The following is a 15,750-nucleotide window of genomic DNA, read 5'->3' on the forward strand; positions in this document are numbered from 1 at the left end:
TTTTTATTTCATTACTGGCAGTTATTTTACAGTAACAATTTTGCAGGTATTAGAAGCACCTACCTGCAGCATCACATCACCGTGTGTCATTATGACTAAATCACCGGCCTTTAAGCCTGCTTTGTCACGAATTACATCGATGGCGCGATCCGCTAGCTCAGCAACACCAACCTCAGTGCTGTCAAAAAACGCCGGATAAACACCACGGTACATCGCCATTTTGTTTAAGGTTTTCACATGGCGCGACAGGGCATAAATGGGTTGTGATGAGGTAATACGCGACATCAGCTTCGCCGTATAACCGGACTCGGTTAAAGTAATAATCGCTTTGATACCTTCTAAATGGTTTGCTGCATACATCGCCGATAGCGCAATAGTTTCGCTGACCTCGGTGAAGCTTAAATTCATTCTGTGTTTAGAGCTTTGAATAGAGGGGTGCTTCTCGGCACCGTTACATACCCGCACCATCGCTTTAACTGTTTCAACCGGATATTTACCAGCGGCTGTCTCGGCTGACAGCATAACGCCGTCGGTGCCATCTAGCACAGCGTTGGCAACATCCATTACCTCGGCGCGGGTTGGCATTGGGCTTTCAATCATGCTTTCCATCATTTGCGTCGCCGTGATGACGATGCGGTTTAGTTGACGCGAGCGGGCGATAATACGCTTTTGTTGGCCTACCAATTCGGCATCGCCAATTTCTACACCCAGATCACCGCGTGCTACCATTACAGCATCAGACGCCCGAATAATATCATCTAAGGTTTCATCATCGGCAACTGCTTCGGCACGCTCTACCTTTGCCATAATGCGAGCTTCAGAGCCGGCAGCTACCGCAAGCTCACGCGCCAGTCGTAAATCGTCGCCACAGCGAGGGAAAGACACAGCTAAATAGTCAACATCAATTTCTGCTGCGGTAATAATATCGCGTTTGTCTTTTTCAGTTAGCGCCGGAGCGGTTAAGCCGCCTCCTTGACGGTTGATGCCTTTATTATTGCTGAGCTTACCGCCTACTGTAACGACGGTGCTAACACGTTCACCATTCACCGAGGTAACTTGTAACTGAATACGGCCATCATCTAATAGCAGTAAATCGCCAGGTGTAACGTCTTGCGGTAATTCTTTATAGTCGATGCCGACTTGGTTTACATCACCTTCGCCTTTTGGCAGCGCGGCATCCAGCACGAAGTTTTGGCCTTCTTCTAGGATAACGGCGCCATCTTTAAAGGTTGAGACACGAATTTTCGGGCCTTGTAGATCGCCTAAAATCGCCACATGACAGCCGAGCTTTTCAGCCGCGGCTCTAACCATCTGTGCACGCTCTTTGTGATCTTCTGCTGCGCCATGAGAAAAATTCAGGCGAAAAACACTGGCACCTGCCTGGATCAGTTTTTCAATAGTGGCTTGGGTACTGGTAGCTGGGCCGAGGGTGGCGACAATTTTAGTTCTTCTAGGCATCGAAAACTCCTGCTGTTTGAGCGCAATTAGACTAGCGTTGCGCTAGTCTAATGTAATTTTATTACAGAATATAGCGCAAAGCTGAATTAAAATTACAGATTGCACTAGAAGCTGTTAATTAGTTATTCAGATCTTTTTTGTCAAAACGTGAACCGCGTAAACTGTCTTTAACCTTTTTCAGGTTTTCACGGAATTTACTGCCACGGCGCAGCGTAAAGCCTGTCGCTAATATATCAATTAGTACTAGCTGGGCTACACGTGAGGCCATTGGCATATACATATCAGTATCTTCAGGCACATCTAACGACAATACCAGAGTACACTCACGGGCCAATGGGCTATCGTAGGCAGTAATACCTATTACTGTGGCATCGTTCTCGCGGGCAATGGCAGCAATATCACAGAGATTTTTGGTACGGCCAGTGTGACTAATACATACCACCACATCACCATCGCTACTATTAATGGCTGACATGCGCTGCATGACGATGTCATCAAAGCAAACAACGGGTACGTTAAAGCGGAAAAACTTATTCTGCGCATCATGCGCAACAGAGGCAGACGCACCCAGACCAAAGAACGAAATTTTCTTCGCCTGGGTTAATACATCAACGGCACGATTAATAGCGTTAATATCCACTCGTTGCCGGGCAGTATCTAAAGCTGCCATTGTTGATTCAAAAATCTTGGCAGTGTAGGCTTCCGGGCCATCTTCTTCTTCAACATGGCGATTAACATAAGGAGTGCCATTTGCCAGGCTTTGCGCTAAATGCAATTTGAAATCCGGAAAGCCTTTGGTGTCCAAACGACGACAAAAACGGTTTACGGTAGGTTCACTCACATCTGCCATTTTGGCCAGAGCCGCAATACTGCTGTGAATAGTCATTTGTGGATTAGCCAAAATAACATCTGCCACCTTACGTTCAGATTTGCTGAAGTTATTGACGGTGCTAACAATTTTTTCCAGTACATTCATTCGCGGATACCTGCGCTTGTCTTCCCCCACAGTTTAGGGGGCGTGCTTGCTATGTTATATTTTGGTATTTTTACTGTTTGTGACACTGTGTTATTTCAATAGGTGAGACAAAACAGTACTAAATTTACCACAAATCCCAAGGAATGCGATCAAGGCTGCACTATAATATAGAGATAGTCAAAAATTAAACCATTTTGTAATTTAATTACACAATGTAGCGTTTACAAGCCACATTTACTCCGTTAGTATGGGGTAAGTGTTGTAAAATTACATCTTCTTCAAGGCTGAGTTATGACAAGCACAACGCAAAATCAAGCATGTGATCTTATTCTGTTTGGCACCAAGGGCGATTTAGCCCGCAGGAAGTTGCTACCTGCATTATATCAGTTAGAAAAGGCGGGCTTGTTGTGTGCTGATTCGCGCATTGTTGGCGTGGCACGCGATGAGATGGATAACGCCGGTTATATTGAACTGGTAAAAACCAATTTGGTGCGCTTTCTTAAAAAAGAGCCGTTAGACGAGCAAGTTTGGACAACACTAGCGGCTAAGTTACATTATGTAGCGATAGATTTAACCAAGACCTCGGATTACCAAAAACTTTCTGCCGTCGTCGATATTGAAAAGCGCATTCCGGTCAGTTACTTTGCCACGCCACCCTCTTTATTCGGTGATTTATGTCGTGGTTTGGCAGAGGCTGGCTTAGCCGCGGAACCATCACGGGTGGTACTAGAAAAACCTATCGGCCATGATTTGGCCTCATCCCGGATTATTAACGATAAAGTGGCTGAATACTTTAAAGAATGTCAAATTTATCGTATAGACCACTATTTAGGTAAAGAAACCGTACTGAACTTATTGGCATTGCGCTTTGCCAACGCCATTTTTGCGTCTAACTGGGATCACAATGCCATTGATCATGTGCAAATTACTGTCGCAGAAGAAGTCGGCGTAGAAGGGCGTTGGAGCTATTATGACGACGCTGGTCAGATGCGTGATATGGTGCAAAACCACTTATTACAAGTGCTTTCGCTGATAGCGATGGAGCCGCCTGCCAGATTAGATGCTGACAGCATTCGTGATGAAAAGTTAAAAGTACTTAAAGCACTGCGCCGTATTGATCATACTAATGTGCAGGAAAAAACCGTACGTGGTCAATATGCTTCTGGCTTCACGACCGGCCAGGCCGTACCGGGTTATCTGGAAGAAGAAGGCGCCCGGCCGAATAGTAAAACAGAAACCTTTGTTGCTATTAAAGTGGATATCGATAACTGGCGCTGGGCTGGTGTACCGTTTTATTTAAGAACCGGTAAGCGGATGCCGAAAAAGCACAGCGAAGTGGTAATTTGCTTTAAGCCTCAGCCGCATAATATTTTTCATGAAACCTATCGTGAATTACCTGCCAATAAACTGATCATTCGTTTACAGCCAGATGAAGGGGTAGAGATTCAGGTTATGAATAAAATCCCTGGCCTTGGCGAGAGCATGCGTCTGCAACAAAGCAAGCTGGATCTAAGCTTTGATGAAACCTTTAAAGCACAGCGCATCGCTGATGCTTATGAGCGTCTGTTGTTAGAAGCCATGCTGGGTAATCAATATTTGTTTGTGCGCCGGGATGAAGTTGAGCAAGCCTGGCAATGGGTAGATGGCATCATCAATGCGTGGCGCATTAGTAATGAACCGCCAAAATCATACCAGGCCGGCAGTTGGGGGCCGGTATCGGCTATTTCTATGATGGCACGTGATGATAGAAATTGGGACGAGTAAGCATGCATTTATTACATCAATTTAGTGACAGCAGTGCCTTAAACCATGACTTCGCTAGCAAACTGGTTGCTATTTTAACGACGGCCATAGCCGAGCGAGATGCGGCTTATTTAGTGGTATCAGGTGGTCGGACACCGCAAGCTTTATTTCAGACGCTTGCCTCGACGCCTCTTAGCTGGGAAAAAGTCACCATTTTATTAGCAGATGATCGCTACTTACCGGTGGACTCAGAGCAGAGTAACGAGCGTTTGGTTAAAGCAACCTTACTGCAACATTATGCGGCTAAAGCCAAGTTTATTAGTTTGTATGCTGAAGCAGAGCATGCGTTTGCGGCTATACCGGAGATTTTGCCCAGAGTTGCCGGTTTACCAACCTTTGATGCGGTAATTTTAGGGATGGGCGAAGATGGCCATACGGCATCTTTGTTTCCGTGTAGCGCGCAATTAACAGCGGGTTTAAGTGATACTGCGCCGGCGGTACTGGCGACAGAACCAACATCAGCACCTTTCCAGCGTATTAGTTTAAGCAAAACACGTTTACTTGATAGCAGACATATTTTTTTACATCTGGTAGGTGAAAACAAGTTCCCGGTATTACAACAGGCACTTGCAAACACCGATCCTGTGCAAATGCCGATTAGGGCTTTCTTGCACCATCCATCGGTTGCCGTCGATGTGATGTACTCACCGAAATAGAGGTTATTATGAATCCAGTGGTTCAGCAGGTTACCGATCGTATTATCGCTCGCAGCAGCAAAAGCCGGGCTATTTATTTGGCGCGGCTGGAGCAGGCCAGAAAAAAAGGGCCTCACCGTGGCGTGTTAAGTTGTGGCAATTTAGCCCATGGCTTTGCAGCCTGTAATGCGGCTGAAAAATCTGATTTGCGCAGCTTAACCAAAGCAAATATTGGCATTATCTCGTCTTACAACGACATGCTGTCGGCGCACCAACCTTACCAAACTTATCCGGATCTGATTAAACAGGCCGTGAGCGAAGTGGGTAGCGTTGCGCAATTTGCCGGTGGTGTGCCTGCTATGTGCGATGGTGTTACCCAAGGCCAACCAGGGATGGAGCTTAGTCTGCTAAGCCGCGATATTATTGCAATGTCAGCAGCAGTCGGCCTATCGCATAATATGTTTGATGGCGGTTTAATGCTGGGCATTTGCGATAAAATCGTCCCTGGTTTGCTTATGTCAGCGTTAAGCTTTGGTCATTTACCCTTTGTGTTTGTTCCTGCTGGCCCAATGCCCTCTGGTATCCCTAACAAAGAAAAAGCCCGTGTTCGCCAGCTATTTGCTGAAGGTAAAGTGGGCAAAGAAGAATTATTGGAAGCGGAATCAAAATCTTATCATTCGGCAGGAACCTGTACCTTCTATGGCACTGCAAATTCTAACCAGTTAGTGGTTGAAATGATGGGCTTACACTTACCTGGTTCGTCTTTTGTTAATCCGGGCACAGAACTGCGCGATGAGTTGACCAAAGCGGCTGCACGGCAGGTAACCCGCTTAACTGAGTTGGGTACCGATTATCTGCCAATTGGTAAACTGGTTGATGCTAAGGCCGTGGTTAATGGAATTGTCGGGCTATTAGCGACTGGTGGCTCAACCAACCACACCATGCATCTCATTGCTGTGGCGCGCTCTGCAGGCTTTATTGTAAATTGGGACGACTTTGCTGAGCTGTCTGATGCCACACCGCTGATTACCCGAATTTATCCAAATGGGCAGGCTGATATTAACCATTTCCAACAAGCTGGCGGTATGGCCTACCTGATCCGGACTTTGTTAGATCAAGGTTTGCTGCACGAAGATGTCCAAACCATCGCAGGTCCAGGTTTACGTCGTTATACCCAAACGCCAGTGATGCAAGAGGGTAAATTAGTTTGGATTGATGGTCCGGAGGTGTCGTCAGATCTAGAGGTATTAACCTCAGCGGATAAACCTTTTAAAGCCCATGGCGGTTTAATTTTGATGGCCGGCAATATTGGTCGCGCAGTGATGAAAACCTCGTCTTTACGCACAGGTACCGAAGTCGTTAAGGCGCCTGCCGTAGTATTTCATAGCCAGCATGAGTTAGATGCCGCCTTTAAAGCGGGTGAATTAAACAAAGACTGCGTGGTAGTGGTGCGTTTCCAGGGGCCAAAAGCTTGTGGCATGCCAGAACTTCACAAGTTAACGCCGCCACTGGGTGTATTACAAGACAAAGGCTATAAAGTGGCGCTGGTCACTGATGGTCGGATGTCAGGCGCATCGGGCAAGGTACCAGCTGCCATCCATTTAACACCAGAAGCGGTAGACGGTGGCAATATTGCCAGGATTCAAACGGGTGACATGATTTTGGTGGACGGTGAAACCGGTAAGCTAGATATTTTAGTGGATGCCGCCGAATTGGCCGCTCGCCCTCTGGCAACGACTGATCTCAGTACTAATTTTTATGGTATGGGCCGGGAAATGTTTGGCGCCTTACGTCAGCAACTTACCGGGGCAGAGCAGGGGGCCTGCAGTTTATTTATTACCGAGGAGCACTTACATGGCTAAGATGCGCCAATTTGCCATTGTCGCCGATATAGGCGGTACTAATGCCCGCTTTAGTCGGGTAGCCCTGGATACCTTAGCTTTGGATCAAGTCGCGGTTTACCCCTGCGCTGACTTTGAGAGCTTGGCAGATGCGCTTAGTCATTATCAACAAGAGCAGCAGCTAACGGATATCAAAGATGTCGCTATTGCTATCGCTTGTCCGGTTAATGATGACGAAGTGCGCATGACGAACTTTCACTGGCAGTTTTCCATTAAAGGGATGCAGCAACAGCTTAAGCTAAATACCTTGTTGGTGATGAATGACTTTACGGCTGTGGCCATGTGTTTACCGGCATTAGCGGATGATCAAAAAATCCAAATTGGTGGGCAGTCAGCAGTTCGTGGTAAACCAATGGCAGTATTAGGCGCCGGTACCGGCCTTGGCGTAGCGCATTTGGTACCCGTTGCCGATAAATTCATCCCATTGCCCGGCGAGGGCGGGCATGTTGATTGGGCGCCACAAAATGAACAGGAATGGTTTATTCAGCGCCAGTTAGCCGCGCAATACGGTCATGTGTCTCCTGAGCGGTTGTTATCAGGCCCAGGGTTGGAGGCGATCTATCAGGCCTTGGCGGCTTTGCAACAAGTTGCTACTCCTGCATTAAGTGCTGGTGAAATAGGACAACAGGCATTAAGTGGTAGCTCAACATTAGCGGCTGCCGCGGTACAACAGTTCTATGCCAGTTTAGGCAGTGTTGCCGGTGACTTAGCACTGACACTGAGCACCTTCGGTGGTGTCTACGTCGCAGGGGGCATAGTTCCCAAGCTGCTCCCTTTGTTAGGTTCTAGTGAGTTTCGCGCTCGTTTTGAAGCCAAAGGGCGCTTTACCGATTTTAATCGGCAAATTCCTATTTTTATTGTCACTGCCGAGCAGCCAGGTTTATTAGGCGCCGCAGTATATTTAAAACAAACATTGGCGGGTTAAGTTATGGCATTTACAAATTGGCAATTACAACCGTCAGCGGTGTTTGCAATGGGGCCGGTAGTACCGGTGATCGTGATTAAGGATTTACATGACGCAGTTCCTTTGGCTCGAGCTTTGCTCGCTGGAGGTATCAAGGTATTAGAAGTAACATTACGCACGCCAGCTGCATTGGATGCGATTAAACTTTTGGCTGAACAGGTGCCAGAGGCGGTGGTAGGTGCCGGTACTGTTACTAATGCAGAGCAGCTTAATGCCGTTATTGCCGCCGGTGCTAAATTTGCCATCAGCCCAGGCATGACACGTGAGTTACTGCAAGCTGGTAAGGATGCAGCTATCCCATTAATTCCCGGCATTGCCAGTATCTCTGAGTTAATGGAAGGCATGAGTTTAGGTTATACACACTTTAAGTTTTTTCCGGCAGAAGCCGCCGGTGGAGTAAAAACCTTAAAATCAATTTATGGTCCTTTTGCCGATATTCGCTTTTGCCCAACCGGCGGCATTAATGAACAAAACTATCGCGAGTATTTAGCACTGCCTAATGTTAGTTGTGTAGGTGGCTCTTGGATAGTACCAGATAATGCCATTGCTGCTAAAGATTGGCATAAAGTGACAGAGCTTACGGCTAAAGCCGTTGCCGCAGCGTTGTAAGTAAAGCAACCAAAAGCAAAAGAACCGGCTGAATGCCGGTTCTTTTGCTTTTGATAGAATTTATTTAAGTAACACTGTCGCTGTTGTAGCGCTTTGAGTTTTTCAGCTAAAGCGCGTATAGTAGCGCTCCTTTTTCAGTTGTTTTAACCCAGTAACGGACCAATTTGTGATTTCAACCAATAACATTACCATGCAATTCGGCGCTAAGCCGTTGTTTGAAAATATCTCTGTTAAATTTAGCGATGGGAATCGCTATGGTTTAATCGGCGCTAACGGCTGCGGCAAGTCGACCTTTATGAAAATTTTAAGCCGGGAGTTAGAAGCAAGTGCGGGTAATGTTTTTGTAGAGCCAAACCATAGGGTGGCAAAGTTACATCAGGATCAGTTTGCTTTTGAACAATACACCGTCATCGATACGGTGATTATGGGGCATGCTGAGCTTTGGGAAGTAAAATCTGAACGTGATCGCATTTACGCCTCTGCCGAGATGAGCGAAGAAGACGGCATGAAAGTCGCCGATTTGGAAGTCGCTTTTGGTGAAATGGATGGCTATTCTGCCGAGTCTCGTGCCGGCGAACTTTTGCTCGGTGTTGGTATTCCTATTGAATTGCATAATGGTTTGATGTCAGCAGTAGCACCCGGCTTTAAACTTAGGGTATTGCTAGCACAGGTACTCTTTGCGGATCCAGAGATCATGCTATTGGACGAACCTACCAACAACTTGGACATTAACACTATCCGCTGGTTAGAAAACGTATTGGCAGAGCGGAACTCTACTATGGTTATCATCTCGCACGATCGGCACTTTTTAAATAGCGTTTGTACGCACATGGCCGATCTCGATTTTGGTGAACTGCGGGTTTATCCGGGTAACTATGATGAATATATGACCGCTGCCACTCAAGCCCGGGAACGTTTGTTATCAGATAACGCGAAGAAGAAAGCACAGATTGCGGAGCTGCAGACCTTCGTGAGTCGCTTCTCTGCTAATGCGTCTAAAGCGCGTCAGGCAACTAGCCGCGCCAAGCAGATTGAAAAAATTCAACTTGAAGAAGTGAAAGCGTCGAGCCGGGTTAACCCCTTTATTCGCTTCGAGCAACAAAAACAGCTTTATCGATTAGCGCTCGAAGTTGAAGGCTTAAATAAAAGCTTTGGCGATTTACACTTGTTAAAAGATTTAAAGTTGACTATTGAGGTCGGCGAAAAAGTGGCGATTTTAGGTGCTAACGGTATCGGTAAATCGACCTTGCTAAAATGTTTGGTGGGCGACCTGACACCGGAAAGTGGCACGGTGAAATGGTCTGAGAATGTCAGCATCGGCTATTATGCACAGGACCATGCACATGACTTTGAGGAAGACCTCAGTCTGTTTGATTGGATGAGCCAATGGAAGCAACCTGCTGACGATGAGCAAGCGATTCGCGGTATTTTAGGACGCTTGTTATTTTCTCAAGACGAAATTAAGAAATCCGTTAAAGTGTTATCGGGTGGTGAACAAGGCCGCATGTTATTCGGCAAACTAATGTTGCAGCGCCCTAATATCCTGGTCATGGATGAACCAACTAACCATTTGGATATGGAATCAATTGAATCGTTAAACTTAGCGTTAGAGCATTACAAAGGTACGCTGTTGTTTGTTAGTCACGATCGGGAATTTGTCTCATCTTTGGCTAGCCGAATTATTGAGATTACTGAGCAAGACGTGCGTAATTTCGTAGGTAGCTACGAAGAGTATTTGGCACAACAATTAGCTGCACAGCAAGCCCAGCGCTAAGCTAAATGGCCACTGTAGCGAAAACTTCCTGCAGTGGCTGTTGATTTTTCGGTATTTATCCCCATTTCTTCTCTATAGACAGTGTATTCTTGAGCAAACTACTGTTACTTTTAGTAGTAAGCATTCTAGCTATCGCTATCGCGATACCTTAAACACAGGGGAGTTTTATGAAGATTAATATCGGCATTGATGAAGAACAGCGTAAGGCTATTGCGCATGGATTATCCGTATTACTAGCTGATACCTACACACTGTATTTAAAAACCCACAATTATCATTGGAACGTAACAGGACCAATGTTTCAAACATTGCATACGTTATTCGAAACCCAATATACCGAGCTTGCTGTTGCCGTAGATGACATTGCCGAGCGTATTCGTGCTTTAGGTGAATTTGCGCCCGGTTCCTACAAAGAATATGCCAAACTAACTAGCTTAAAAGAAGCCGACGGTATTCCAAGTGCCGAGGAAATGATTAAAGATCTGGTGAAAGGTCAGGAAGCTATTGCTAAAACTGCACGCTCTATTGTGCCGGTAGCAGACGGTGCCGCTGACGAGGTAACCTTAGATCTGCTTACACAACGTATGACAGTGCATGAAAAAAATGCCTGGATGTTACGTAGTTTAGTCGCTTAAATTAAACTACTGGTACTAATAATAAAGGGAGCGCAAAGCTCTCTTTATTATTAGTCACGCCCTCATACCACTTTGGTCTAAAATTCGCAGTTAATCGTAGTATTTTGTCATTTCATCTGACACTCTAGCCATCCGGATGTGTTATTATCCGGCCGCCCAAAATCCGGGCAAGACCCTTCTTGAAAACTGATTAAAATAAATAGGTTGAAAAATGCGCATCCTAACATTGCTTTGTGCTGCAGCACTGCTGTTGCTTAGCCCGCAGGCATTTGCTGCTTCAGCAGGTCAATTAGAACTTACAAATTCGGTTGTTGGCTTTATTTGTATCGCTATCTTTGTTGTAGCATACGCCTTGGTAATGGGTGAAGAAAAGCTGCATATGCGTAAATCTAAGCCGGTACTGGTGGCGGCAGGCTTGATCTGGATCTTAATCGGCTGGGTTTATATTCAGCATGGTTTGCCCGGAGTAACAGAAGATGCTTTTAGGCACAACCTATTAGAATTTGCAGAGTTAATGTTATTCCTGTTAGTGGCAATGACCTATATCAATGCAATGGAAGAGCGTTTACTGTTTGACGCCTTACGGGCCTGGATGATCAAAAAAGGCTTTAGTTATCAAAACTTGTTCTGGATAACTGGCTTCTTGGCATTTTTTATCTCACCGGTGGCCGATAACCTGACTACAGCATTACTAATGTGCGCTGTAGTAATGAAGGTAGCAGAGGGCGATAAGAAATTTATCAATTTATGCTGCGTTAATATCGTTGTTGCCGCAAATGCAGGCGGTGCCTTTAGCCCCTTTGGCGATATTACCACCTTAATGGTTTGGCAGGCGGGATTGGTGAAGTTTCAAGAATTTTTTGTATTATTTTTACCGGCATTAGTTAATTTTGTTATTCCTGCCGCTATTATGAGTTTCTTTATCGAAAAACGTAAACCTTCAGCGGTAGAGGAAGACGTTGAGTTAAAACGCGGTGCCATTCGTATTGTCTGTTTGTTCTTATTTACCATTGGTACAGCTGTTGCCTGTCACACCTTCCTGCATTTACCGCCAGTGCTCGGCATGATGATGGGCCTGGGGTATTTACAGTTCTTTGGTTATTTCCTAAGAATGACCTTACCCGGCTCACTGGCGCGCAAAAAAGCCATGGCTGAACGAGCAGGAGATATGGAACGTTTGCGTCGTTTAGGTGGAGTGGTGCCCTTTGACGTCTTCAGTAAAGTACAACGGGCTGAGTGGGATACCCTACTGTTTTTTTACGGCGTAGTGATGTGTGTTGGTGGTTTAGGCTTTCTTGGTTACCTTGCGGTAATGTCTGATTTATTATATACCCAATGGGGCGCAACCAATGCCAACGTGGCTCTGGGTGTAATATCTGCCGTTATAGACAACATACCGGTAATGTTTGCGGTGCTAACGATGCAACCAGAAATGTCACACGGCCAATGGCTATTAATTACTCTAACTGCCGGCGTTGGTGGTAGTTTATTATCTGTCGGTTCGGCCGCTGGTGTGGCATTGATGGGACAAGCAAGAGGGATGTATACTTTTGCCGGCCACTTAAAATGGGCACCCGTTATTGCTTTAGGTTATATCGCGGCTATTTTTATGCATTTATGGCTTAATGCGGACTTGTTCCAAATTTACGGTTAACCAGCAGACAATAGAGCACAAGGTTATCGCTTTGTGCTCTTTTCCATTTACTTTTGCCTATTATTTATCGTAACTTCTCTGCTTAGTAGAAATATAGCTAAAATTTTCAGCTGAAACCTTGTAAAATGACAAGTAACAGTAACACTTAAGTCAGTTACTAATTTAATGTAAATTAGTTACCACCGGAGAAACGAGAATGAATGCGTTTCAGTATGCGCAGAATGTAGTAGAACTCTTTTCATTGCCGGATAGCTATTTCCGCGTTCGCGAACTTTTGGAATCAGATACAGCGGATTTAGACGATATTGCCGACGTTATTTTGCTAGATCCGGTTCTTACTTCTAAATTGTTAAAATTAGCCAATAGTGCAATTTATCGTTTGCCTTACCAAGTAGACTCGGTAAGCAAAGCCTTATTAGTTTTAGGTAAGACGCAGGTTTATAATTTAATCTTAAGTATCGGTATTAGCTCAGCGTGTAGCCAGTTAAACACCAATGCCATAGATTTAGACCGGTTTTGGGAGCAAAGCGTTAATGCAGCATTGATTGCTAAATACCTTGCTACTCATCTTGGCTTTAAACATGCTGACAAAGCTTATGTTTCTGGTTTGTTGCACAATATCGGTGAATTAATACTGGCCCAACAAAATCCAGAGATTGCGACCCGTTGCCAGGAATATACTACCGAGATAAAACCCTGGCAGTTACAGCAAAAAATCTTAGGTTTTAGTTACGCCATCTGCGGTGCTGAGCTGTTAAACCTTTGGCAATTGCCCGATCCTATCGTTGAGCCCCTAGCGCTACAACATAATACCCACTATGAAGCGAGGACACCGGAGCAACTGGTCGTACATCTTGCGGTGCGTTTAGCACTGGCTAATCAGCATCCGGAGCTTTATAGTATTAAGACTTTAGTCGATCCTTTCTTGATTGAGCTCTTAGAGCTTGAGCAAGCCGATTTAATTAAAGCGATTAATTTTTGCAATACTGAAGGGTTGTTTGTGTTATCTGTATTAAACCCAAGGATCAGCACCCTTTATTAATACCATCTGCCTGCCACTTTTAAGTGGCAGCTGTCATTTTCGGATTAGATCATGTCTGCTAATATCTCAACAAAGCGCCCTTTGTATACTGGTTATGCCGGTTCAGCTTTATTAGAAACCCCATTATTAAATAAAGGCAGCGCCTTTACCCGCGAAGAACGTGCCGCCTTTAACCTGACCGGCTTATTACCCCCGCGTTATGAAACTATTGAAGAGCAAGTAAGCCGCTGCTACCAACAATATCGTAGCTTCGAAGATGCTATCAATAAACATATCTATTTGCGGGTAATTCAGGACAACAACGAAACGCTCTTTTACCGTTTAGTGCAGCAGCACCTCGAAGAAATGCTGCCCATCATCTACACCCCAACGGTCGGAGATGCCTGTGAACAGTTTTCTGATATATACCGCAGTGCCCGTGGACTCTTTATTAGCTATGAAGATCGTCATAACTTAGACGATGTATTACGTAATGCCACCAAAGCAAAAGTAAAAGTTATTGTTGTCACAGACGGTGAGCGAGTGCTGGGTTTAGGGGACCAAGGTATTGGCGGTATGGGCATTTCTATCGGCAAGTTATCTCTATACACCGCTTGTGGCGGTATTAGCCCAGCTTATACTTTACCGGTGATGTTGGATGTAGGCACCAATAACGAAAAGCTGCTGAATGACCCAATGTATATGGGGCTGAGGCACAAACGTGTAGCACAGGATGAGTATAACGAGTTTATTGATCTTTTTCTCCAAGCAGTAAAACGTCGCTGGCCAGAAGCCATTATACAGTTTGAAGATTTTGCTCAGCCCAACGCCATGCCGATTTTACAGCGTTACCGTGAGCAAATTTGTTGTTTTAATGATGATATCCAGGGTACCGCTGCAGTAACCGTTGGTACTTTGTTAGCCGCCTGTCGCTCTAAAGGTTCACAGTTAAAAGATCAAAAAGTTGTTTTTGTTGGTGCTGGTTCAGCAGGTTGTGGTATTGCGGAACAAATCATCAGCCAAATGGTGGCAGAGGGCGCCAGTGAAGCTCAAGCTCGCAATCAAATTTATATGGTTGATCGCTTTGGTTTATTAGCTGAGGGGATGATTGAGCTACGCGACTTCCAGCAAGCCTTAGTACAAAGTAAAGCGGCGATTAGCAACTGGAGTTACAGCGGGGAGTTTCCAAGTTTATTAGATGTTATGAACTGTGCTCAGCCAACGGTGCTGATTGGTGTATCAGGCCAGGCTGGCTTATTTACCGAACAAATCATTCGCGCTATGAAGAAGGGCTGTGATCTGCCGATTATCTTCCCACTTAGCAATCCTTCCCGCCAGATAGAAGCCACACCAGAGCAAGTGATCGAATGGACTGATGGTGAGGTGATTGTCGCCACCGGAAGCCCTTTTAAGCCAGTAAACTTTAATGGTAAACAGCATCTTATTACTCAATGTAATAACAGCTATATTTTCCCAGGCATTGGTCTTGGTGTTATTGCCGTTAAAGCCAAGTTGATCAGCGATGATATGCTTCGTGCTGCCAGCGAGACCTTAGCGGCTAACTCGCCGCTGGCAAATACTGGACAGGGTGGTTTATTACCTGCTTTCACTGAACTTTCCGCTTTAAGTAAAAAAATTGCTTTTGCAGTGGCTAAAGTAGCCATGCAACAAGGGTTAGCTTTAGATGTTGACGATAACCAACTACAACAACGTATAGAAAATAACTTTTGGAAACCTGAATACCGGCATTATCGTCGGGTTAGTAATTAACAATAAGAGGCTGGTTTATCCAGCCTCTTTTATTTGTGCTACTAATTGCTCGACGCAGGTTGCGGTTTGCTGCTGTAGCTCTGACAGCTCATTAAGTAGATTTATAGCAGTTAAAATCAACAGCTGATCCCGGGTTGCCAAGGGTAAGTCTGCGACTTGAGTCTTTAAACGCAAATCTAACTCTGCAGCAGTAGAGGTCAATTGTTGCTGTTTATCTGAGGGATGTTTAAAGCGGTATTGCCGCCCTAAAATCTGTACAGTACAAGACTCAATATCACTCATTAACGGCCAGCGGCTTCACTAAGAGTGGTTAATAACGTCTGCATTTTTTGTTGTAATTGTTCTTGCTGTTCATCTTTTTCCAGTACATCCAGTTGCAGTAATTCATGCTGCTCTTGTAGCTGATGAAGTTGGCTGCTTAGTTGCTGATTTTTTTCAAGAAGGCGCTGAACTGCAAGCTGCAATTCAGAAAAAAGGTGCTCTGTGCTCATAAAAACTCCGGTTGAGACGTAAAGCGCGTACAGTACTGAAAGTTCTAGGTTAATGCCAG

14 protein-coding genes are annotated in these 15,750 nt (G+C 45.2%); 10 read left to right on the forward strand and 4 right to left on the reverse strand.

The features are described from left to right. Positions 1 to 21 precede the first annotated feature (21 nt). Together pyk and IE163_RS14330 are read right to left on the reverse strand one after the other, a co-directional pair. Entirely contained in the window at positions 22 to 1,458 is a 1,437-nt protein-coding gene (pyk, locus tag IE163_RS14325; RefSeq protein WP_189433674.1) for a pyruvate kinase, read from the reverse strand. Positions 1,459 to 1,576: 118 nt separating this feature from the next. Beyond that, positions 1,577 to 2,434, reverse strand: coding sequence for a MurR/RpiR family transcriptional regulator (locus tag IE163_RS14330; protein ID WP_189433675.1), 858 nt, complete (start codon positions 2,432 to 2,434; stop codon positions 1,577 to 1,579). Between the two features lie 291 nt (positions 2,435 to 2,725). Between IE163_RS14330 and zwf the strand changes: the two genes are divergently transcribed. The 10 genes from zwf (at position 2,726) to IE163_RS14380 (ending at position 15,200) form a co-directional block, all read left to right on the forward strand. Then, positions 2,726 to 4,198 (forward strand): glucose-6-phosphate dehydrogenase, encoded by a 1,473-nt coding sequence (gene zwf, locus IE163_RS14335; RefSeq protein ID WP_189433676.1) that lies wholly within the window; start codon positions 2,726 to 2,728, stop codon positions 4,196 to 4,198. Between the two features lie 2 nt (positions 4,199 to 4,200). After that, positions 4,201 to 4,893, forward strand: a complete 693-nt coding sequence (gene pgl, locus IE163_RS14340) for a 6-phosphogluconolactonase (RefSeq protein ID WP_189433677.1) — start codon at positions 4,201 to 4,203, stop codon at positions 4,891 to 4,893. 8 nt (positions 4,894 to 4,901) lie between these two features. After that, positions 4,902 to 6,734, forward strand: a complete 1,833-nt coding sequence (edd, locus tag IE163_RS14345) for a phosphogluconate dehydratase (protein WP_189433678.1) — start codon at positions 4,902 to 4,904, stop codon at positions 6,732 to 6,734. After that, positions 6,727 to 7,698 (forward strand): glucokinase, encoded by a 972-nt coding sequence (locus IE163_RS14350; protein ID WP_189433679.1) that lies wholly within the window; start codon positions 6,727 to 6,729, stop codon positions 7,696 to 7,698. Before edd ends, IE163_RS14350 begins: the two co-directional genes overlap by 8 nt. Positions 7,699 to 7,701: 3 nt before the next feature. Continuing rightward, positions 7,702 to 8,346, forward strand: a complete 645-nt coding sequence (locus IE163_RS14355) for a bifunctional 4-hydroxy-2-oxoglutarate aldolase/2-dehydro-3-deoxy-phosphogluconate aldolase (protein ID WP_189433680.1) — start codon at positions 7,702 to 7,704, stop codon at positions 8,344 to 8,346. A 166-nt stretch (positions 8,347 to 8,512) separates the two neighbouring features. Then, complete coding sequence (locus IE163_RS14360) at positions 8,513 to 10,120, forward strand: ABC-F family ATPase (protein WP_189433681.1); 1,608 nt, start codon at positions 8,513 to 8,515, stop codon at positions 10,118 to 10,120. A 167-nt stretch (positions 10,121 to 10,287) separates the two neighbouring features. Beyond that, positions 10,288 to 10,755: a Dps family protein gene (locus IE163_RS14365; protein WP_189433682.1), complete on the forward strand. Its 468-nt coding sequence runs from the start codon at positions 10,288 to 10,290 to the stop codon at positions 10,753 to 10,755. A gap of 211 nt (positions 10,756 to 10,966) precedes the next feature. Further along, positions 10,967 to 12,409: a sodium:proton antiporter NhaD gene (nhaD, locus tag IE163_RS14370; protein WP_189433683.1), complete on the forward strand. Its 1,443-nt coding sequence runs from the start codon at positions 10,967 to 10,969 to the stop codon at positions 12,407 to 12,409. Positions 12,410 to 12,605: 196 nt separating this feature from the next. Continuing rightward, on the forward strand, positions 12,606 to 13,451 hold the full coding sequence (locus tag IE163_RS14375) for an HDOD domain-containing protein (RefSeq protein ID WP_189433684.1): 846 nt from the start codon (positions 12,606 to 12,608) through the stop codon (positions 13,449 to 13,451). A gap of 51 nt (positions 13,452 to 13,502) precedes the next feature. Beyond that, a complete protein-coding gene (locus tag IE163_RS14380) occupies positions 13,503 to 15,200 on the forward strand; it encodes an NAD-dependent malic enzyme (RefSeq protein ID WP_189433685.1) in 1,698 nt (565 codons plus the stop codon). Between the two features lie 15 nt (positions 15,201 to 15,215). On the opposite strand, the gene IE163_RS14385 is transcribed toward IE163_RS14380, so the two are convergent. Next, entirely contained in the window at positions 15,216 to 15,482 is a 267-nt protein-coding gene (locus IE163_RS14385; RefSeq protein ID WP_189433686.1) for a cell division protein ZapA, read from the reverse strand. Beyond that, on the reverse strand, positions 15,482 to 15,691 hold the full coding sequence (locus IE163_RS14390; RefSeq protein ID WP_189433687.1) for a hypothetical protein: 210 nt from the start codon (positions 15,689 to 15,691) through the stop codon (positions 15,482 to 15,484). Before IE163_RS14390 ends, IE163_RS14385 begins: the two co-directional genes overlap by 1 nt. Between the last annotated feature and the right edge of the window lie 59 nt (positions 15,692 to 15,750).

The organism is Alishewanella longhuensis (assembly GCF_014653435.1).
Taxonomy (GTDB): Bacteria; Pseudomonadota; Gammaproteobacteria; order Enterobacterales; family Alteromonadaceae; genus Alishewanella; species Alishewanella longhuensis.

Excerpts from the sequence above, each read along its gene's own strand:
- pyk (WP_189433674.1), bottom strand. The coding sequence starts at position 1,458 with ATGCCTAGAAGAACTAAAATTGTCGCCACCCTCGGCCCAGCTACCAGT.
- IE163_RS14330 (WP_189433675.1), bottom strand. The coding sequence starts at position 2,434 with ATGAATGTACTGGAAAAAATTGTTAGCACCGTCAATAACTTCAGCAAA.
- zwf (WP_189433676.1), top strand. The coding sequence starts at position 2,726 with ATGACAAGCACAACGCAAAATCAAGCATGTGATCTTATTCTGTTTGGC.
- pgl (WP_189433677.1), top strand. The coding sequence starts at position 4,201 with ATGCATTTATTACATCAATTTAGTGACAGCAGTGCCTTAAACCATGAC.
- edd (WP_189433678.1), top strand. The coding sequence starts at position 4,902 with ATGAATCCAGTGGTTCAGCAGGTTACCGATCGTATTATCGCTCGCAGC.
- IE163_RS14350 (WP_189433679.1), top strand. The coding sequence starts at position 6,727 with ATGGCTAAGATGCGCCAATTTGCCATTGTCGCCGATATAGGCGGTACT.
- IE163_RS14355 (WP_189433680.1), top strand. The coding sequence starts at position 7,702 with ATGGCATTTACAAATTGGCAATTACAACCGTCAGCGGTGTTTGCAATG.
- IE163_RS14365 (WP_189433682.1), top strand. The coding sequence starts at position 10,288 with ATGAAGATTAATATCGGCATTGATGAAGAACAGCGTAAGGCTATTGCG.
- nhaD (WP_189433683.1), top strand. The coding sequence starts at position 10,967 with ATGCGCATCCTAACATTGCTTTGTGCTGCAGCACTGCTGTTGCTTAGC.
- IE163_RS14375 (WP_189433684.1), top strand. The coding sequence starts at position 12,606 with ATGAATGCGTTTCAGTATGCGCAGAATGTAGTAGAACTCTTTTCATTG.
- IE163_RS14380 (WP_189433685.1), top strand. The coding sequence starts at position 13,503 with ATGTCTGCTAATATCTCAACAAAGCGCCCTTTGTATACTGGTTATGCC.
- IE163_RS14385 (WP_189433686.1), bottom strand. The coding sequence starts at position 15,482 with ATGAGTGATATTGAGTCTTGTACTGTACAGATTTTAGGGCGGCAATAC.
- IE163_RS14390 (WP_189433687.1), bottom strand. The coding sequence starts at position 15,691 with ATGAGCACAGAGCACCTTTTTTCTGAATTGCAGCTTGCAGTTCAGCGC.